The following is a 16670-nucleotide window of genomic DNA, read 5'->3' as shown; positions in this document are numbered from 1 at the left end:
CGGTCGGGAAGCGAGGGAAGGTCCGGCCTTGTCGGATGGGCGCGCGGACCTTAGTTTGCGCCTATCCTATCGCCCGATGCGAGGAAAGAGTGATGACTGACGAAACCACCCCCACTACCGCCGCAACCCCCGCCGATCTGCCGCCCGCCGCGCAGCGCGCGCTGGCCGAAGCCGCCGAGCGCCGCGCCAAGGCCGAGGCCGAAGCGCAGGCGATGCCCACCGAGTTGGGCGGGCGTGACGGACCCGAGCCGGTGCGCTACGGCGATTGGGAGCGCAAGGGCATCGCGGTCGATTTCTGACCGCCGCCGGACGGTGGGGGCTTAGAGCCCCAGCACCGCCATCATATCGTATTCGCCCGCCTCACGGCCCTGCGCCCAGAGTGCGGCCTTCAGCGCGCCGCGGGCAAATACCGCGCGGTCGCTGGCGATATGGCGCAGGATCAACCGTTCGCCATCAGCGGCAAACATCACGTCATGCTCGCCGATGATATCGCCGCCGCGCACCACAGCAAAGCCGATGCTGCCTTTCTCGCGGGCGCCGGTGATCCCGTCGCGCGCGCGCACTGCGTGATCCTCCAGCGACACGCCGCGGCCTTCGGCAGCGGCCTCGCCCAGCATCAGCGCGGTGCCAGAGGGGGCGTCGACCTTGTGCCGGTGGTGGCCTTCGATGATTTCAATGTCGTAATCGCTGTCGAGCGCTTCGGCGACCTTACGGGTCAGCGCGGTCAAGAGGTTCACCCCGAGGCTCATGTTGCCTGCGCGCACGATCACGCCAGCCTGCGCGATCTCTTGCAGCTCGGCCAGATGCGCGGGCGTAAAGCCGGTGGTGCCGATGATATGCGCCACGCCCATCTGCGCGGCGGTGCGGGCCAGAGCCACGGTGGCGGCGGGGGCGGTGAAATCAATCACCGCCTGCGCGCCCTTGAGCACCTGCGCGGGATCCTCGCCGACGATCACACTGGTGGCGGTGCCGCCGAGCATCTCGCCCAGATCCTTGCCGACCCAGGCATGACCGGGCCGCTCGAGCGCGCCGCAGACGCGGGCTTTGTCGCTGGCATTGATCACCTCGACCAGCATCCGGCCCATCCGGCCTGATACGCCGTTTACTACGATGGCTAATGGCTCACTCATGGCAGTCCCCTTGATTTGTCCCTCTCCATAGCCGGTTCGTTGCCGGTGGAAAACCATCCGCGCGCAGGTCACAGTGGCTTGTGGATGGATTGCGGCGGGCGCGCTTATCACCTACATGGGAGGGATGAGTGCAAAACGTTTCAAATCCGGCTCCGGCCCCTCGCAACGCCAGCTTCGGGTGGCAGAAGTCATCCGTCACCGGCTGGCTGAAATCCTGATGCGTGACGAGATCCACAACGCCGATCTGGCGCGGATGTCGATCACCGTCTCCGAGGTGCGGATCAGCGCCGATCTGGGCTATGCGACGGCCTTTGTCATGCCGCTGGGCGGGCGCGATGCCGAGGCGGCGCTGTTGGCGCTGCGCAAGAACAAGACCGAGCTGCGCAAGCTGGTGGTCAAAGGGCTGGGGCTGCGGCTGGCGCCCGATCTGAAATTCGAGTTGGACAAGAGTTTCGACGCGATGGACAACGCCCGCCGGATGTTTGCCGATCCGCGTGTGCAGGCCGATATCAACGCCCCTGACCGCACAGACGACACCGCCGATGCCGCCGATGCGGATGACGCAGATGATTCGGCCAGCTAAGGCGCTGCGCCGGACCCTCGCGGGTCTTGCGCTTGCTCTGGCGGCGGGGCCGGTTATGGCCGCCTGTGAAACCACTGAATTCGAGGGCCAGCCCTTCACCGCTTGCACCGCGCGCGCCGGTGATGATCTGCGGCTGTTCCTCAATGATGCCGAAGGGCAGTTGCTGGGCAGTTTTGCGCGGGTCGAGGCGGCGCTGGAGCCGGACGCGCGGCATCTGGTCTTTGCGATGAATGCGGGGATGTTCCACCCTGACCGGCGCCCCGTTGGTCTGTATATCGAGGACCAGACCGAGGCGGCGGGGATTGTGACGCGTGAGGGGCCGGGGAACTTTGGCATGCTGCCGAACGGTGTGTTCTGCGTGCTGCCCGAGGGGTTTGCGGTGTTTGAAAGCCGCGCGTTCGCTGAAGCGCCGCCCGAGTGCCGCTTTGCCACCCAATCCGGCCCGATGCTGGTGATCGACGGCGCGTTGCACCCACGGTTTCTACCCGATTCCACCTCGCTGTTTTTGCGCAACGGTGTCGGGGTCAGCGCAGACGGGCAGCGCGCGGTCTTGGTGATTTCCGACGCGCCGGTGAGCTTTCATCATTTCGCGCGGTTTTTCCGCGATGCGCTGGGCCTGCCGCAGGCGCTCTATCTCGATGGCAATATCTCGCGGCTCTATGCGCCCGAGATTGGCCGTGAAGATTGGGGCTTTCCGATGGGGCCGATCATCGGATTGGTCGCCCCTGATAGCTAGGCTTTTGCTGCGCGGGGGTGTCAAACCAGCGCCGTGACCCTATGTTAGGACCAGAGGTGTCCATGCAGAAAATTCCGTTCGATAACAGCTATGCCCGCGATCTTGAGGGGCTATATCTGCCGTGGCAGGGCGCGAAAGCCCCCGATCCGGCGATGGTCTGGCTCAATGAGCCTTTGGCGGCGGAACTGGGGTTAAGCGCCGAGGATCTGCGCAGTCCCGAGGGGCTGGCGATGCTGAGTGGTGGCGAGATGCCCGAGGGCGCGGTGCCGCTGGCGATGGCCTATGCGGGGCATCAGTTCGGCGGGTTCTCGCCGCAGCTTGGCGACGGGCGCGCGCTCTTGGTCGGCGAGGTGATCGACGTGCACGGGCAGCGGCAGGATATCCATCTGAAGGGCTCGGGCAAGACGCCGTTCTCGCGCGGTGGCGACGGTAAGGCGGGGCTGGGGCCGGTGCTGCGCGAGGTGCTGATCGGCGAGGCGATGCAGGCGCTGGGCATTCCCACGACCCGCGCGCTGTCGGCGGTCACCACCGGCGAGAGGGTCTGGCGCGAGACACCGCTGACCGGTGCGGTGCTGGCGCGGGTGGCGAGCAGTCATCTGCGGGTCGGCACCTTCCAATTTTTCTATGCGCGACAAGAGGTTGAGCGTCTGCGCCGGTTGGCAGATTACGCCATCGCGCGGCATTATCCCGAGTTGACCGGGAAGGATGACCGCTATCTGGGGTTCTTTCATGCGGTGATCGCGCGGCAGATGTCACTGGTGGCGAAATGGATGTCGGTGGGGTTTATCCATGGGGTGATGAACACCGACAATTGCACGATTTCCGGCGAGACAATTGATTATGGCCCTTGTGCGTTTATGGACCGCTATCATCCCGACACGGTGTTTTCCTCGATTGATACGCAGGGTCGCTATGCCTACGGCAACCAACCCCTGCTGGCGCGGTGGAATCTGGCGCGGCTGGGTGAATGCCTGCTGCCGCTGATCGCGCCCGAAAACCCCGATGCGGCGATGCCCGAGGTGCAATCCGCACTGGAAAGCGCCGAGTCGCGCTATGAGGCACTCCGGCGCAAGAAGTTCGGCGCGAAACTGGGGGTCAGCGCGGCGGATGACGCGTTGATTGACGGGTTTCTGGATATGCTGACCGCGCAGAACGCCGATTTCACCCAGGCGTTTCGCCATTTGATGCAGGCGGCGGCGGGGGATGAGGCGCCCTTGGTGGCGCATCTCAACAGCGATCCGGCGCTGGTGGATTGGTTGGCGGCGTGGCGCGCGCAGCTTGATGCGCCCGAGAAAATGGCGCTGGTCAATCCGGTCTATATCCCGCGCAACCATAAGGTCGAAGAGGCGTTGGAGGCCGCGCAGGCGGGGGATCTGGCACCCTTTGGACGGTTGATGGCGGTGCTGGCCGATCCATACACCGAACGGGCGGGGCTTGAGGATTTCGCCGCGCCCGCGCCTGAAGGTGAAACGCAATATGTCACCTATTGCGGCACCTGACGCGGTGCCGCAAATCGTGTCGGCTCAGAGCACCTGCGCCACGGCCCGCGCCACCAGCGGGATGTTGCGCGGGGTGAGACCGGCCATGTTCAACCGCCCGCCGCCGACGATATAGACGCCGAATTCATTGCGCAGACGCTCGATTTGTTCGGGCGTGCCGCCCAAGAGCGAGAACATCCCGCGCTGGTCGGCGAGATAGCCGAAACGGTCGGAATCGCAGGTGTAGCGCAGCGCATCGGCCAGCGCGCGGCGCAGCCCGTTGATCCGGTCGCGCATTTCGGTCAACTCGGCCTCCCAATCGGCGCGCAGGGCGTCATCGGTGAGGATCGTCGAGACAATCCGCGCGCCGTGGTCTGGAGGAAAGCTGACCGAGGCGCGGTTGATCGCGGCCAGAGTGCCCTGCACCAAGGGTTTTTCGTCTTCAGGGCAGATCACCAGCGTCAGACCGGCGCGCTCGCGGTAGAGGCCGAAGTTTTTCGCCGCCGAGGCCGAGATGATCACATGATCCAGCGTCGTGCAGAGATGGCGCACACCCTGCGCGTCCTCTTCCAGCCCGAGGCCAAAACCCTGATAGGCGGTGTCGAGAAACGGTACCAGATTGCGGGATTTGAGGAAATCGGCCATGTCGCGCCAGCCGTCCATCGTCAGGTCGGCGCCGGTCGGGTTGTGGCAGCAGCCGTGCAGCAAGATCACGTCACCGGCCTTGGCCTGCGCCAGATCTTCCATCATGCCCGCGCGGTCCACGCCGCCGGTTTCGGCGTTGTAATAGCGGTAGGGCTGCCACGACAGGCCGACAACCTCGGCAATCGCGTTGTGGTTGGGCCAGGTCGGCGCCGAAATCCACACCGTGGCCTCGGGGTTGGCCTTGCGGATCAGCTCCATCGCGAGGCGCACCGAGCCGGTGCCGCCGGTCGCCGCCGCCGCGGCGATACGCGCAGGCGCTACGCTATCGCCGAGCAGCAAATCGGTCATCGCGTCGAGAAACGCAGGGTCGCCGGTCATTGCGGTGTAGACCTTGCTGTCTTGGGTATCGACCAGCTTTTGTTCGGCGGCTTTCACCGCGCGCATCACCGGCGTGATACCGGCTTCGTTTTTATACACGCCGACGCCGAGATCGGTTTTATCCTCGCGGGTGTCGGCGCGAAACAGTTGCGAGACGGCCAAGATCGGGTCCGTCTTGGCGGCGGGCAGTTGCTTGAACATGATGGTTCCTTACAGAAGCGGTTGTTTGAACACCTGATCTTTGATCAGCACACGTGAGTGGATTTCGGTGCGCACAGGCGAGAACCCCATGCGCTGGTATTGTGCCAGCGCGCGCGGGTGATCGAGGGTGCAGGTGTTGACGGTCATTTTCTGGATGCCTTCGCGGTCCCAGCCGGTCATGATTGCCGATTGCAGCAACCATTTGCCCAGCCCGCGCCCGACAGCCTCGGGGACCAGCCCGAAATAGGCCAGCTCGCAGGTGCCCTCTTCGCGCCAGTCGAGCACAAAGAACCCCTGCGGCCAGCCCGCGCCGATCAGCGTATAGAGCGCCACATCGGCATGTTGGATCCACGCGTTCAACTCTTCGCGCGGTGTGTTGTGGCGGTCGGTCCAAGCGTAATCGCGCCCGACCGCATCATAGAGCGAGAGGAAATACCACCACGGCGGCGTATCGGCGCGCACCAGCATCGCCTCGCGGCCCACCGGCAGGCTGGGCCAGCCAAAGCTGGGACGCTGGCGCATTTCGAGCCAGGTCACCCGGTAGTCGACTTTGTCGCCGGCCTTGAACGCGTGCATGTCAGCCCTTTTCGATTCTCAGATCCGGATACATGCCCCATTCGGTCCAGGAGCCGTCATAGACCGCGTGTTTGCGGTGGCCGATACGCTCGAGCGCGAGGCTGAGGACGCAGGCGGTGACGCCCGAGCCGCAGGTGGTGATCACCGGCCTGTCGAGATCGACACCGGCATTGGCGAACAATTCGCGCAGCGTATCGGTGTCTTTCATCGTCTGGTCGTCATTGAGCAGATCGCGGAAACACAGGTTTTTGGAGCCGGGGATGTGACCGGCGCGCAGACCGGCGCGGGGCTCGTCAACCTCACCGCGGAACCGCTCACCGGCGCGGGCGTCGAGGATTTGCCAATCGCCCAGCTTCGAGGCCGAGGCCACCTGAGAGACGTCTTTGACCATATGCGCCTGCCGCTGCACGGTGATATGGCGGTCGCGCACCATCGGCGGCAGGTCTTCGAGCATGCGGCCCTCGGCCTTCCACTTCGGCAACCCGCCGTCGAGCACCGCCACATCCTGCTTGCCCATTAGCTTGAACAGCCACCAGACCCGCGGCGCCGAGAACAACCCGCTGCTGTCATAGACCACCACTTGATGCCCGTCGCCGACACCCATGGCGCGCATCCGGCTGATGAATTTCTCGACCGGCGGCGCCATATGCGGCAGCGCCGAGCGCTGGTCGGAAATCTCGTCGATATCAAAGAACCGCGCGCCGGGGATATGGCCGTCATTATATTCGGCCAGCGCATCGCGACCGGCGTCGGGCATATGCCACGAGGCGTCGAGGATCCGCAGATCGGGATCGTTCAGATGGGCTGCCAGCCAGTCGGTGGAAACCAGCGTGCGGGGGTCATCACTCGCCATGCAGTCTTTCCTTTCATGCCTTTATAAACCGTTACCTGCCTGCCTGACAGGGCGCAACCCTGCCTTCCGCCTCGCGCCGATGCAGGGTAAGGAAACCGGATGCGACAGACACTCACAGAGATGTATGATTCCCGAGTTGCCACTGGCGACTTGCGCCCCGATGCCATGCAGCGCGCGATCCTGCCGCAGCTTGAAGAGCGCCGCGCGTTTCTTGAGCAGCCGGTGAAGCGTGGCCTCTTGGGCGGGTTGTTCAAGAAAGCGCCGGAGGGGCCGAAGGGGCTGTATCTCTGGGGCGGGGTCGGGCGCGGCAAATCCATGTTGATGGATCTGTTTGCCGCGCAGACTGATCTGGAGGCCAAGCGGCGGGTGCATTTCCATGCCTTCATGCAGGAAATCCACGCCGCGATGCATGAGGCGCGCAAATCCGGGGTGGATGATGCGCTGGCACCAGTGGCGGCGCAGGTGGCCTCGGAGGTGCGACTCTTGGCGTTCGACGAGATGCAGATCAACGATATCACCGATGCGATGATCGTCGGGCGGTTGTTCGAGATGCTGATCGACGCCGGTGTGATGATCGTCACCACCTCGAATCGCCCGCCCGAGGATCTGTATAAAGACGGGCTGAACCGCGCCCTTTTCCTGCCGTTCATTGATTTTCTCAATGAGCGCATGGAGGTGGTCGAGTTGAAATCCGAGACCGATTACCGCCAGCACCGGCTCAGCGAGGCGCAGGTGTTTTTCCATCCCGCCGATGCCGAGGCGCGGCGCGCGATTGACGCGCTGTGGGTGGAGCTGACCGGCGGCGACAAGGGCACGCCTTTGGTGTTGGAGGTGCAAAGCCGCAAGGTGGAGGTTCCGCTGCATCACAACGGTGTGGCGCGGGCGGGATTTTGGGATCTCTGCGGGCGTCCGCTTGGCCCCGCCGATTATCTGGCGCTGGCTGGGGCGGTGCGGGTGTTGATCCTTGAGGGCATCCCGCGGCTGTCGTCGACCAATTACAACGAAGCCAAGCGCTTTGTGACGCTGGTTGATGCGCTCTATGAGGGCAATGTGCGGCTGATCGCCAGCGCCGCGGATCAGCCAGAGCGGCTGTATATGGAGGGCGCAGGCGCGTTTGAGTTTGAGCGCACCGCTAGCCGTTTGCGCGAGATGCAGGGCGCGGATTGGGGCGCGGAATAGACGCCGCCGGTGTGGGTTACGCCTCGGCCCGCCGTTCGATAGTGAGAAAGCGCAGCAGCCGTCCGTCGCCAGAGGGCTTCGTGCCACCGGGTTTGGCGCGCTGCTGCAGGATTTTCGCGGCGCGGCTGGGGCGGTTTGCGCGCTCGGCTTCGGCGTAACGCTTGGCGCGCTGGGCCGATCCGGCGTGGCCGTGGTCAAGGGGGTGTTTGCTCATTGCAGGTCTCCTTGCGTTGGGCGAGCGTCCCGAGAAGGAACGCTCTGCCACCCCGCGATGATACACGTATTTGGCGAAAAAGTCACGCGGCCAGCGCGGTGCTCTGGCGGGTTGCCAGCACTTCCGCGACCATGTGCTCAAAGCTGGTCGGGGTGAAATCCGGCAGGAGTTGCGCCAATCGTGTGCCCGAGAGCTCATGCGGTGTCTCATAAAGATAGCGCATTTCGCGCAGCTCGCGGGCCATCTCCCACAGCGGCGCGGCAAGGGTGAAAATCCACCACGGCATGTGGGTGATCTTCAGCGGTGTGCCGGTTTGGCGGGTGATCTCTTGCGCCAGGTCCTCGGTGGAAAATGTCAGCCCCGCCAGGGGGATATCGTTGAAAGCGGGCAGATCGGCGCGCTTTTCCGCCAACATCACCGCCGCGCGCGCCATATCGGGCAGCCAGGCATGGGCGCGCTTGATTGTAGGGTCGCCCATGGTGGTGATCTCGCCTTTGGCAAAGCCGCGCAGATAGGTCATATCGACATGCGAATCGCCCACCTCGGGGGCCAGAAAATCACCGGCGCGCAGCAGGATCGTCTGCACCCCCTCGGCGGCGGCATCGCGATACATGCCCTCGATCTGGCTGCGGATTTCGCCCTTGCGGCTGCAGGGCGCATGCGGGGTATGTTCCGACCAAGGGGCGGATTGCGCGCCGTAGACATAGACATTGCCGGGAAACAAAATGGTCGCGCCCGAGGCTTTGGCGGCTGTGATCACATCGCGGGTGAGCGCGGGCAGGATGCCTTCCCAATCGTGGTAATTGGGCGGGTTCATCCCGTTGACGATGACATCGCAGCCCTGGGCGGCGGTGCTCATATCGGTGCCGCGTTTATAGGCGCGGGTCTGCCAGCCAGCGGCGTGGAAGGCGGCGGTGAAATGGCGTCCGATCTTGCCGGAGGCGCCGAGGATGAGAGCGGTCTGTGCCATGGTGTCTGGTCCTTTGTTCAACATGGCCCAACTATCTGCCAAACGTGACGGCATAGGTATTGCCTAAATCTAACGCTCTGCTATTCATATTTGAATGATGAAAGCCGCCCCAGACTGGACCCTCTTGCAAGCCTTTCTCGCTGTGGCCGATGCCGGGTCGCTGTCGGCGGCGGCGCGGGCCACGCGGCAGAGCCAGCCAACGATGGGGCGCCATATCAAACAGCTTGAGGCGCAACTGGGTATCGCCTTGTTTCGCCGCATTCCCAGCGGGCTGGAGCCGACCGAAGCGGCGCTGCCCCTGGTCGAAGTGGCGCGCAGCATGGCCGAGAATGCGGCGCGGCTGACGCGGATGGCTGAGGGGCGCCAAGAGGGGCTGCGCGGCACCGTGCGGATCACCGCCTCGCGCATTCTGTCGCAATACACCCTGCCGCCGATCCTCGCCCGATTGCGCATTGCCGAGCCGGAGATCCAGATCGAACTGGTGCCCTCGGACACCTCCGAGAACCTGCTGTTTCGCGAGGCGGATATCGCGCTGCGCATGTATCGGCCCGAGCAATTGGACATCATCGCCCGCCATATCGCCGATCTGCCAATCGGGCTTTATGCGGCGAAATCCTATCTGCAGCGGCGCGGCACACCGCGCAGCGCCGAGGATCTGATCGACCATGATTTCATCGGCTATGACCGCGACGAGCGGATGTTGCGGATGATGCGGGCAATGGGGTTCGAGGTGAGCCGCGATTTCTTTGCGCTGCGCTGCGACGACCAAACGGTCTATTGGGAGCTCACCCGCGCCGGTTGCGGCATCGGCGGCTCGCAGGTGACGGTTGCCGAGGATGATCCGCTACTGGAGCGTGTGCTGCCCGATCTGGAACTGCCCGCGCTGCCACTCTGGCTGGCCGCGCCGCAAGCCCTGCGCAGCAATCCGCGCATCCGGCGGGTGTGGGATTTTCTGGCCGAGGCGCTGGGCGATTGAGCCGCACACAGCCCGTATCGCGCCCTCGCCGCCAACCCGCTGGCCCCGCGGGTAATCTTGACCACAGGGCAGTGACGCGCTAGGCGCGCAGGAGCATCCGAAAAACAAGGGAGTCCCCGGTGGCCAATCCTTCTATTCTTATCCTTGCAGGCGACGGTATCGGCCCCGAGGTCATGTCCGAAGTCAAAAAGATCATCAGCTGGTTTGGTGACAATCGCGGCCTGCATTTCGACCTGTCCGAGGATCTGGTCGGCGGCTGCGCCTATGACGCGCATGGCACGCCCCTGCACGACGACACCATGGCCAAAGCGCAAGAGGTCGACGCGGTTCTCTTGGGCGCCGTCGGTGGCCCGAAATATGACGCGCTGGATTTCAGCCTGAAGCCCGAGCGCGGCCTCCTGCGTCTGCGCAAGGAAATGGACCTGTTCTCGAACCTGCGTCCGGCGCAGTGTTTTGACGCGCTGGCCGATTTCTCCAGCCTGAAGAAAGACATCGTCGCCGGTCTTGATATCATGATCGTGCGCGAATTGACCTCGGGCGTGTATTTCGGCGAGCCGCGCGGTATTCATACCGAAGGCAACGAGCGCGTCGGCATCAACACCCAGCGCTACACCGAATCCGAGATTGCCCGCGTGGCGCGTTCGGCGTTTGAACTGGCCCGCAAGCGCGGCAATAAGGTCTGCTCGATGGAGAAGGCCAATGTGATGGAATCGGGCATTCTGTGGCGCGACGTGGTGACCGAAATCCACGCCAAGGAATACCCCGACGTAGAACTGTCGCATATGTATGCCGACAATGGCGCCATGCAATTGGTGCGCAATCCCAAGCAGTTCGACGTGATCGTCACCGACAACCTGTTCGGCGATCTGCTGTCCGATGCCGCCGCAATGCTGACCGGTAGCCTCGGCATGCTGCCCTCGGCCTCGCTTGGTGCGCCGATGGCCAATGGCCGCCCGAAGGCGCTCTATGAGCCGGTGCATGGTTCGGCGCCGGATATCGCCGGTCAGGGCAAGGCGAACCCGATCGCCTGCATCCTGTCGTTCGCGATGGCGCTGCGCTATTCCTTTGATCTGGGCACCGAGGCCGATCAATTGGAAGCGGCGGTCGAGAAGGTGCTGGCCGATGGGCTGCGCACCGGCGATCTGATGGGGCCGGACGGTGGCACGCCGGTGTCTACCAGCGAGATGGGCGACGCGATCATCGCCGCGCTGGCCGCCTGATCCGCCTAAGCGTTTACGCCAAATGAAACCCCGGTCTGCCGTGATGGCGGGCCGGGGTTTTTTGCTGCGCGTTATGGTGAAGTGGTTTGGTGATCTGCGGATTTGCCCCTAGGCTGGGTGCCTTGAATGTCTCTATTTTTGACAAAGGATATCCCATGCGTATTTTCGCTTTGCTTATTTCCACCATTCTTGGCCTCGCTGTTACGCTTCCGGCGCAGGCGCAGGTGGCCAATCCCCGCGATGCCATCCCGCCGATGATCGCCGCCGTCGAAGCCCGCGACGCCAATGCGATTGCCGCGCTCTATACCGAGGATGCGATTATTCTGGGCGCCGGTCGGCCGGTGGTGGCGGGGCGCGAGGCGATCCGCGATTCATGGATCCAGAGCTTTGCCGGTGGCTATAGCGTGCTTGAGGTCGGGCGACCGCGCACCGAGCGGGGCGCGGACCGGGCGTTGATGGTGTTTCTGTGGCAGGCAACAATTCAGCCCGAAGGCGGCGAGGCGCAGCAGGTAGTCGGGCGCTCGATGCTCTATTTCACCCGCGTGGAGGGCGGCTGGCTGATCTCGGCGGATATGTGGCAACCGGCGGGATAAGCGCCGGCTGCCGGTGCGTTATGGGCGCTCGATGGCGATGGCGGTGCCTTCACCGCCGCCGATGCAGATCGCCGCGACGCCGCGCTTGAGGCCGCGGTTTTCCAGCGCGTGCAGCAAGGTGACGATGATCCGCGCCCCCGAGGCGCCGATGGGATGACCCAGTGCGCAGGCGCCGCCGTTCACATTCATTTTCTCGCGCGGGATGTTCATCTCGTGCATGAAGGCCATCGGCACCACGGCAAAGGCCTCATTGACCTCCCATAGATCGACGTCATCAACCGACCAGCCCAGCCGGTCCAAGAGCGATTTCGCCGCTGGCACCGGCGCGGTGGTGAACCAGCCGGGCGCCTGCGCAAAGGAGGCATGGCCGCGGACAATCGCGCGCACCGGTGCACCGGCGGCCTCGGCGGCACTGCGCGAGGCCATGATCAGCGCCGCCGCCCCGTCCGAAATCGACGAGGCATTGGCCGCGGTCACCGTGCCATCCTTGCGAAATGCCGGACGCAGGGTGGGGATTTTCGCGGGCTGCGCCTTGCCGGGCTGCTCATCGGCGCCCACCGTCACCTCGCCTTTGCGGGTGCTGACGGTCACCGCCGCGATCTCGCCCTCAAAGGCGCCATTGGCCTGCGCCGAGAGCGCATTGGTCAGCGAGCCGCCCGCGTATTCATCCTGCGCTTCGCGGGTGAACTGGTAGTGATCAGCGCAATCCTCGGCGAAACTGCCCATCAGACGGCCCTTGTCATAGGCGTCTTCGAGCCCATCGAGGAACATATGATCCATCACCTGCCCATGCCCGATGCGCGCGCCGCCACGCATTTTCGGCAGCAGATAGGGCGATTGCGTCATGCTCTCCATCCCGCCCGCGACCATCACGCCGGTGGCGCCCAAGGCGATCTGGTCATGGGCGATCATCGCCGCTTTCATCCCCGAGCCGCACATTTTATTTAGCGTGGTCGCCGGAACATTGGCGCCGAGACCGGCGTTGAACCCTGCCTGCCGCGCCGGTGCCTGCCCTTGTCCAGCGGGCAGCACGCAACCCATCAACACCTCTTCGATCAGATCGGGCGAGATGCCGGCGCTCTCGATGGCGGCAAAAATCGCCCGCCCGCCCAATTCGGCGGCGCTGACATCGGTGAAAACGCCTTGGAACGCTCCCATCGGAGTCCGTGTCGCACCGATGATCACAACGTCATTCATGGTGTTCTCCTTTGGTCATGAACCATTTAGAAAGATTTAGCGGGTAGTATCGCCCGATAGTAGCCCGAAAACGGAGAATGACGTGAATATCACAACTCGCACAACAACGCAGGGACTGATCATCACCGTTCATGACACACGGGTCGACGCTGCCGTTGCCATCGAATTCAAGGAAGCGGTGCGCACCGAAGCGGCGGGCGGAACCGGTAAGGTCATCCTTGATCTGTCGCAGGTGACTTTCCTTGACAGCAGCGGCCTTGGCGCCGTTGTCGCAATTATGAAACTGCTTGGCAAGGAGCGTCCGCTGGAACTGGCTGGGCTGACCCCGCCGGTGGCCAAGGTCTTCCGGCTGACGCGGATGGACAGCGTCTTTACCATTCATGACAGCCTGCCCGACAACCTGAAGGCGGTGGGATAATGACAGCGCCCAGCCCCCCGGAACCTGCCGGATCGGGTGCGCCGGATGGCAACACCCCGATGGACCCGCCCAGCCTCGGCAAGATTTTTGCCGGCCGCTTTACCTCTGGCGATATGGCCACGCGCCGTGTGCTGGCGCGGGTGAAGCAGGGATTGACCAAGGCCGGGCTCGGCGAAGAAGACCTCGCGACGGTTGAACTGATCCTCGCCGAGGCGCTGAACAATGTTGTTGAACACGCCTATGCCGATGCGCCCGGCCCGGTGGAATTATCGGTGGCGCTGCAAAGCTATGGGTTGTCCTGTTCGATCATTGATAGCGGGCGCCCGATGCCCTCGGATGATGCGCCCAATCCTGATCTGCCGGTGATCGACCCGCCGATTGAAATCCCTGAGGGTGGGTTTGGCTGGCATATCATCCGCTGCCTGACCCGCGATCTGGAGTATCGACGCGACGGGATGCAAAACCGCCTGTCGATGACCGTCCCGCTGGAGGATCTGGAGCGCTAGGCTGGGGTGGCCGCGATGGGCTGAGTGCCGCCGCAATGGCTGCGCGTGCTCTACGTAGATGACTCTATGCGGCGCGCGGTGCAGACCTGCGCGGTGGGGCGATCAGTTCAGATCGACCTGAAGCGGGTAAAACCCGTCTTCGAAATCGCCGAACAACTCGGGCAGATCGGGATGATCCACCGGCTCGCCGGTCTCATCAGCGATCAGGTTTTGTTCGGACACATAGGCGACATAATAGCTGTTATCATTCTCGGCGAGCAGATGATAAAACGGCTGGTCCTTGCTGGGACGGCTGTCCTCGGGGATGGCGTCATACCATTCTTCGGAATTGGCAAAGATCGCATCCACGTCAAACACCACACCACGAAACGGATGCTTACGGTGGCGCACGACCTGCCCGAGCTGAAATTTTGCCAGTGAGGTAAGCATCATCTGTCCCATGCCTCGTTGTAACGCAACTCTGTGCGCCGCGTCCATACAATGACCGCGCGGGAGTTGGAAACAGTGTGGTGAAAATAGGCACAACAAAGGCATGATTGTGGCGATAAAGCGTCAAATCAGGTGGCCACCCGCGGGTTCGGGCAAGAAACACCGACACGTGAGAGCAAACCCGTTCCCACGAAGGTGAATTTCGGCTAGAAAGAAAAAAAACGACAAAAAACGGCAAAAAATGTCTGAGGCAGATTATGAGCAGCGTTCTCCGTTTCCTGGTGGTCGCGATATTATTGGCGTCCTGTGGCGGACGCGAATATTCGGCGCCCCGCAATCTTGACGACGCCTGCGCGCTTTCGCGTGAGCGTCCGGCCTATATGCGCGCGATGCGCGACACCGAGAGGCGCTGGTCGGTGCCCGTGCCGGTGCAAATGGCGATTATCCATGCCGAAAGCCGGTTCCGCGGCGATGCCCGCACCCCGCACCGCTATGCGCTGGGGGTGATTCCGATGGGTCGCCAATCCTCGGCCTATGGCTATTCGCAGGCGCTGGATGGCACTTGGGAGGAATACCAAGAGCAAACCCGCAGCCGCCGCGCCCGCCGTGATGATATTGACGACGCCACGGATTTCATCGGCTGGTATGCGCGCGAATCCTATGAGCGCAACAACATCCTGCCCACCGATGCGCGCAATCTTTACCTGGCCTATCACGAGGGGCAGGCCGGTTACCGGCGCGGCAGTTATAATGGCAAACCGTGGTTGGTGGCGCTGTCATCGCGGGTGGCGCAGCGCGCGCAGATGTATGACGAGCAATTGCGCTCTTGCGGGCGGCGCTAGGCCGCCCCGCGATTTCATACTTTAGCGGTCATTGACCATGCCGCGGCGCTGCAACTCGCTATCGAGGCTGAACAGCCGCGAGGCCAGCGACATGCCGGTCTGCAATGTGCCAAGGATCACCGTGGTTTCGCCGCCGCTGTCGTCGGTCACCACCCATTGGCGCAATTCGGTCGGTCCGGCGCTGAACACCAGACGGATATTGCCGTATTCCGGATGCTCGGGATCCTGCGCGACGACATTGGTGGTCGGCCCGTCCTCGAAATGGCGCACCACCATCCGGTCGCGCCCCAGGTCAACTCGGTTGCCAAGGATCAGCCCAAGCGGCGTGCGGTTCAAGGGATAGACCGCGGGGCCGGTGTTCGAGCGCGCATCAAAGATATTCACCGAGCCCGCGGTGGCCAGCACCAAAGTCGGATCGGGGGCGTCATATTCAAAGCGGATGCGCCCGGGCCGCTGGATCATCAGCCGTCCAGTGGACAGGCTGCCATCCGGGTTCACTTGGGTGAAATCGGCCTGCGCGGTGCGGAACGCATTAAAATACCGCGAGATTTCCGCAAGCGGGATCGGCTCGGCGGTCAGCGCGGCGGGCGAGAAGGCGGCAGCAGCGGCCGCCATGGTCAGGAATAAACGGCGTTTCATAGCAGACTACCTAGCGCGGTGAGGTGCCTCTTGCACCCCTCATTGCGATCACGGCGCAACACAAGGTTGCGAGACGAAAAAACCCGCCCGCACCAGAGGATGCGGACGGGCTCATCAGGGCGTTACAGACCCTACGACGCGCATTTACTGCGGCGCTTGGGTCTTGCGGATATAGGGCAGCGGAATGTCCAGCTTGCCGAATTTCGCCTGCGCATCCTCGGTCGACATCGACAGCGCGACGATCAGATCGTCACCCGGGCGCCAATCGGCGGGGGTGGCAAAGGGCTGGCCATCGGTCTGGCGCACCGCGTCAAGCGCGCGCATGATTTCGTCAAAGTTGCGGCCCACGCTCATCGGGTAGATCAGCATCACGCGGATTTTCTTGTCCGGCCCGATGATAAAGGTGGTGCGCACGGTGGCGGTGTCGGCAGGAGTGCGACCGTCGGGCAGATAGGCCTCGGCGGGCAGCATGTCATAGAGTTTGGCGATCTTCAGATCTTCGTCGGCGATGATCGGAAAGCTCATCTCGGTGCCGCCATAGGTTTTGACGTCTTCCATCCACTTGTGGTGGTCTTCGACGCCATCAACCGAAATCCCGGCCAGCTTGGTGTTCCGCTTGGCGAATTCTTCGGTCAGCTTGGTGGCTGCCGAAAACTCGGTGGTGCAGACCGGCGTAAAGTCTTTAGGGTGGCTGAACAGCACCACATAACCGTCGCCGATATAGTCATGAAAATTGATCGTGCCCTTGGTGGTTTCGGCGGTGAAATCCGGGGCGATAGAGTTGATACGTAGGCTCATGGCGTCCTCTTCTTGCTGGAATTGCATGCGTCTAAAACCGATATAGTCAGTGGTCGGCGGTTTGGTAACCCCTCCCCTTGCCCTTGTCTTGGTGGAGTGACAGTGTGAC

At 63.3% G+C, this 16670-nt stretch carries 21 protein-coding genes; 11 read left to right on the top strand and 10 right to left on the bottom strand.

Features of this window, described 5'->3' with window-relative positions; genetic code table 11:
• Nucleotides 1-92: 92 nt before the first annotated feature.
• Nucleotides 93-299, top strand: coding sequence for a DUF1674 domain-containing protein (locus tag DDE20_RS15480; protein ID WP_116559429.1), 207 nt, complete (start codon nucleotides 93-95; stop codon nucleotides 297-299).
• A gap of 21 nt (nucleotides 300-320) precedes the next feature.
• Here DDE20_RS15480 and dapB read toward each other — a convergent pair whose 3' ends face one another.
• Nucleotides 321-1130 (bottom strand): 4-hydroxy-tetrahydrodipicolinate reductase, encoded by an 810-nt coding sequence (gene dapB, locus DDE20_RS15475; RefSeq protein WP_116559428.1) that lies wholly within the window; start codon nucleotides 1128-1130, stop codon nucleotides 321-323.
• A gap of 124 nt (nucleotides 1131-1254) precedes the next feature.
• Between dapB and rbfA the strand changes: the two genes are divergently transcribed.
• The 3 genes from rbfA (at nucleotide 1255) to DDE20_RS15460 (ending at nucleotide 3948) form a co-directional block, all read left to right on the top strand.
• On the top strand, nucleotides 1255-1713 hold the full coding sequence (rbfA, locus tag DDE20_RS15470) for a 30S ribosome-binding factor RbfA (RefSeq protein WP_205961686.1): 459 nt from the start codon (nucleotides 1255-1257) through the stop codon (nucleotides 1711-1713).
• On the top strand, nucleotides 1697-2449 hold the full coding sequence (locus DDE20_RS15465) for a phosphodiester glycosidase family protein (protein ID WP_116559449.1): 753 nt from the start codon (nucleotides 1697-1699) through the stop codon (nucleotides 2447-2449). Before rbfA ends, DDE20_RS15465 begins: the two co-directional genes overlap by 17 nt.
• Nucleotides 2450-2511: 62 nt before the next feature.
• Entirely contained in the window at nucleotides 2512-3948 is a 1437-nt protein-coding gene (locus tag DDE20_RS15460; protein ID WP_116559426.1) for a protein adenylyltransferase SelO, read from the top strand.
• Between the two features lie 24 nt (nucleotides 3949-3972).
• Here DDE20_RS15460 and DDE20_RS15455 read toward each other — a convergent pair whose 3' ends face one another.
• Genes DDE20_RS15455 through sseA form a run of 3 tightly spaced genes read right to left on the bottom strand, consistent with a single transcriptional unit; the run spans nucleotide 3973 to nucleotide 6580 of the window.
• Nucleotides 3973-5151 (bottom strand): amino acid aminotransferase, encoded by a 1179-nt coding sequence (locus tag DDE20_RS15455; protein WP_116559425.1) that lies wholly within the window; start codon nucleotides 5149-5151, stop codon nucleotides 3973-3975.
• 9 nt (nucleotides 5152-5160) lie between these two features.
• Complete coding sequence (locus DDE20_RS15450; RefSeq protein WP_116559424.1) at nucleotides 5161-5727, bottom strand: GNAT family N-acetyltransferase; 567 nt, start codon at nucleotides 5725-5727, stop codon at nucleotides 5161-5163.
• Between the two features lies 1 nt (nucleotide 5728).
• Nucleotides 5729-6580, bottom strand: a complete 852-nt coding sequence (sseA, locus tag DDE20_RS15445; protein ID WP_116559423.1) for a 3-mercaptopyruvate sulfurtransferase — start codon at nucleotides 6578-6580, stop codon at nucleotides 5729-5731.
• A 99-nt stretch (nucleotides 6581-6679) separates the two neighbouring features.
• Between sseA and zapE the strand changes: the two genes are divergently transcribed.
• Nucleotides 6680-7759 (top strand): cell division protein ZapE, encoded by a 1080-nt coding sequence (zapE, locus tag DDE20_RS15440; protein WP_116559422.1) that lies wholly within the window; start codon nucleotides 6680-6682, stop codon nucleotides 7757-7759.
• 16 nt (nucleotides 7760-7775) lie between these two features.
• Here zapE and DDE20_RS15435 read toward each other — a convergent pair whose 3' ends face one another.
• Together DDE20_RS15435 and DDE20_RS15430 are read right to left on the bottom strand one after the other, a co-directional pair.
• A complete protein-coding gene (locus DDE20_RS15435; protein WP_116559421.1) occupies nucleotides 7776-7973 on the bottom strand; it encodes a hypothetical protein in 198 nt (65 codons plus the stop codon).
• Nucleotides 7974-8055: 82 nt separating this feature from the next.
• Nucleotides 8056-8943: an NAD-dependent epimerase/dehydratase family protein gene (locus DDE20_RS15430; protein WP_116559420.1), complete on the bottom strand. Its 888-nt coding sequence runs from the start codon at nucleotides 8941-8943 to the stop codon at nucleotides 8056-8058.
• A 94-nt stretch (nucleotides 8944-9037) separates the two neighbouring features.
• Between DDE20_RS15430 and DDE20_RS15425 the strand changes: the two genes are divergently transcribed.
• From DDE20_RS15425 to DDE20_RS15415, 3 genes are all read left to right on the top strand, one after another.
• Entirely contained in the window at nucleotides 9038-9919 is an 882-nt protein-coding gene (locus DDE20_RS15425; protein ID WP_116559419.1) for a LysR family transcriptional regulator, read from the top strand.
• 119 nt (nucleotides 9920-10038) lie between these two features.
• Nucleotides 10039-11139 (top strand): 3-isopropylmalate dehydrogenase, encoded by a 1101-nt coding sequence (leuB, locus tag DDE20_RS15420; protein WP_116559418.1) that lies wholly within the window; start codon nucleotides 10039-10041, stop codon nucleotides 11137-11139.
• A 155-nt stretch (nucleotides 11140-11294) separates the two neighbouring features.
• On the top strand, nucleotides 11295-11732 hold the full coding sequence (locus DDE20_RS15415; RefSeq protein ID WP_116559417.1) for a YybH family protein: 438 nt from the start codon (nucleotides 11295-11297) through the stop codon (nucleotides 11730-11732).
• 18 nt (nucleotides 11733-11750) lie between these two features.
• Here the strand turns inward: DDE20_RS15415 and DDE20_RS15410 are convergent, their stop codons facing one another.
• Nucleotides 11751-12929, bottom strand: coding sequence for an acetyl-CoA C-acyltransferase (locus DDE20_RS15410; RefSeq protein ID WP_116559416.1), 1179 nt, complete (start codon nucleotides 12927-12929; stop codon nucleotides 11751-11753).
• Between the two features lie 82 nt (nucleotides 12930-13011).
• On the opposite strand from DDE20_RS15410, the gene DDE20_RS15405 reads away from it, so the two are divergent.
• Both DDE20_RS15405 and DDE20_RS15400 read left to right on the top strand, forming a co-directional pair.
• Nucleotides 13012-13347, top strand: a complete 336-nt coding sequence (locus DDE20_RS15405; RefSeq protein WP_116559415.1) for an STAS domain-containing protein — start codon at nucleotides 13012-13014, stop codon at nucleotides 13345-13347.
• Nucleotides 13347-13853, top strand: coding sequence for an ATP-binding protein (locus DDE20_RS15400; protein WP_116559414.1), 507 nt, complete (start codon nucleotides 13347-13349; stop codon nucleotides 13851-13853). The genes DDE20_RS15405 and DDE20_RS15400 overlap by 1 nt, the downstream gene beginning before the upstream one ends.
• A 102-nt stretch (nucleotides 13854-13955) precedes the next feature.
• Here DDE20_RS15400 and hspQ read toward each other — a convergent pair whose 3' ends face one another.
• The gene (hspQ, locus tag DDE20_RS15395; RefSeq protein WP_116559448.1) at nucleotides 13956-14282 is read right to left on the bottom strand and encodes a heat shock protein HspQ; all 327 of its coding nucleotides are present in this window, start codon (nucleotides 14280-14282) and stop codon (nucleotides 13956-13958) included.
• Between the two features lie 257 nt (nucleotides 14283-14539).
• On the opposite strand from hspQ, the gene DDE20_RS15390 reads away from it, so the two are divergent.
• Nucleotides 14540-15124 (top strand): transglycosylase SLT domain-containing protein, encoded by a 585-nt coding sequence (locus DDE20_RS15390; protein ID WP_116559413.1) that lies wholly within the window; start codon nucleotides 14540-14542, stop codon nucleotides 15122-15124.
• A 21-nt stretch (nucleotides 15125-15145) separates the two neighbouring features.
• On the opposite strand, the gene DDE20_RS15385 is transcribed toward DDE20_RS15390, so the two are convergent.
• Together DDE20_RS15385 and DDE20_RS15380 are read right to left on the bottom strand one after the other, a co-directional pair.
• Nucleotides 15146-15763 carry a LolA family protein gene (locus DDE20_RS15385; RefSeq protein ID WP_116559412.1) on the bottom strand — a complete coding sequence of 206 codons (618 nt, stop codon included), beginning with the start codon at nucleotides 15761-15763 and terminating at the stop codon, nucleotides 15146-15148.
• A 144-nt stretch (nucleotides 15764-15907) separates the two neighbouring features.
• Entirely contained in the window at nucleotides 15908-16561 is a 654-nt protein-coding gene (locus DDE20_RS15380) for a peroxiredoxin (RefSeq protein ID WP_116559411.1), read from the bottom strand.
• Between the last annotated feature and the right edge of the window lie 109 nt (nucleotides 16562-16670).

The sequence above is a fragment of the Pararhodobacter oceanensis genome (assembly GCF_003076755.1).
Classification (GTDB): Bacteria; Pseudomonadota; Alphaproteobacteria; order Rhodobacterales; family Rhodobacteraceae; genus Pararhodobacter; species Pararhodobacter oceanensis.
Note: the sequence above shows the minus strand (reverse complement) of the source record. Positions and strands in the feature narration are given on the sequence as shown.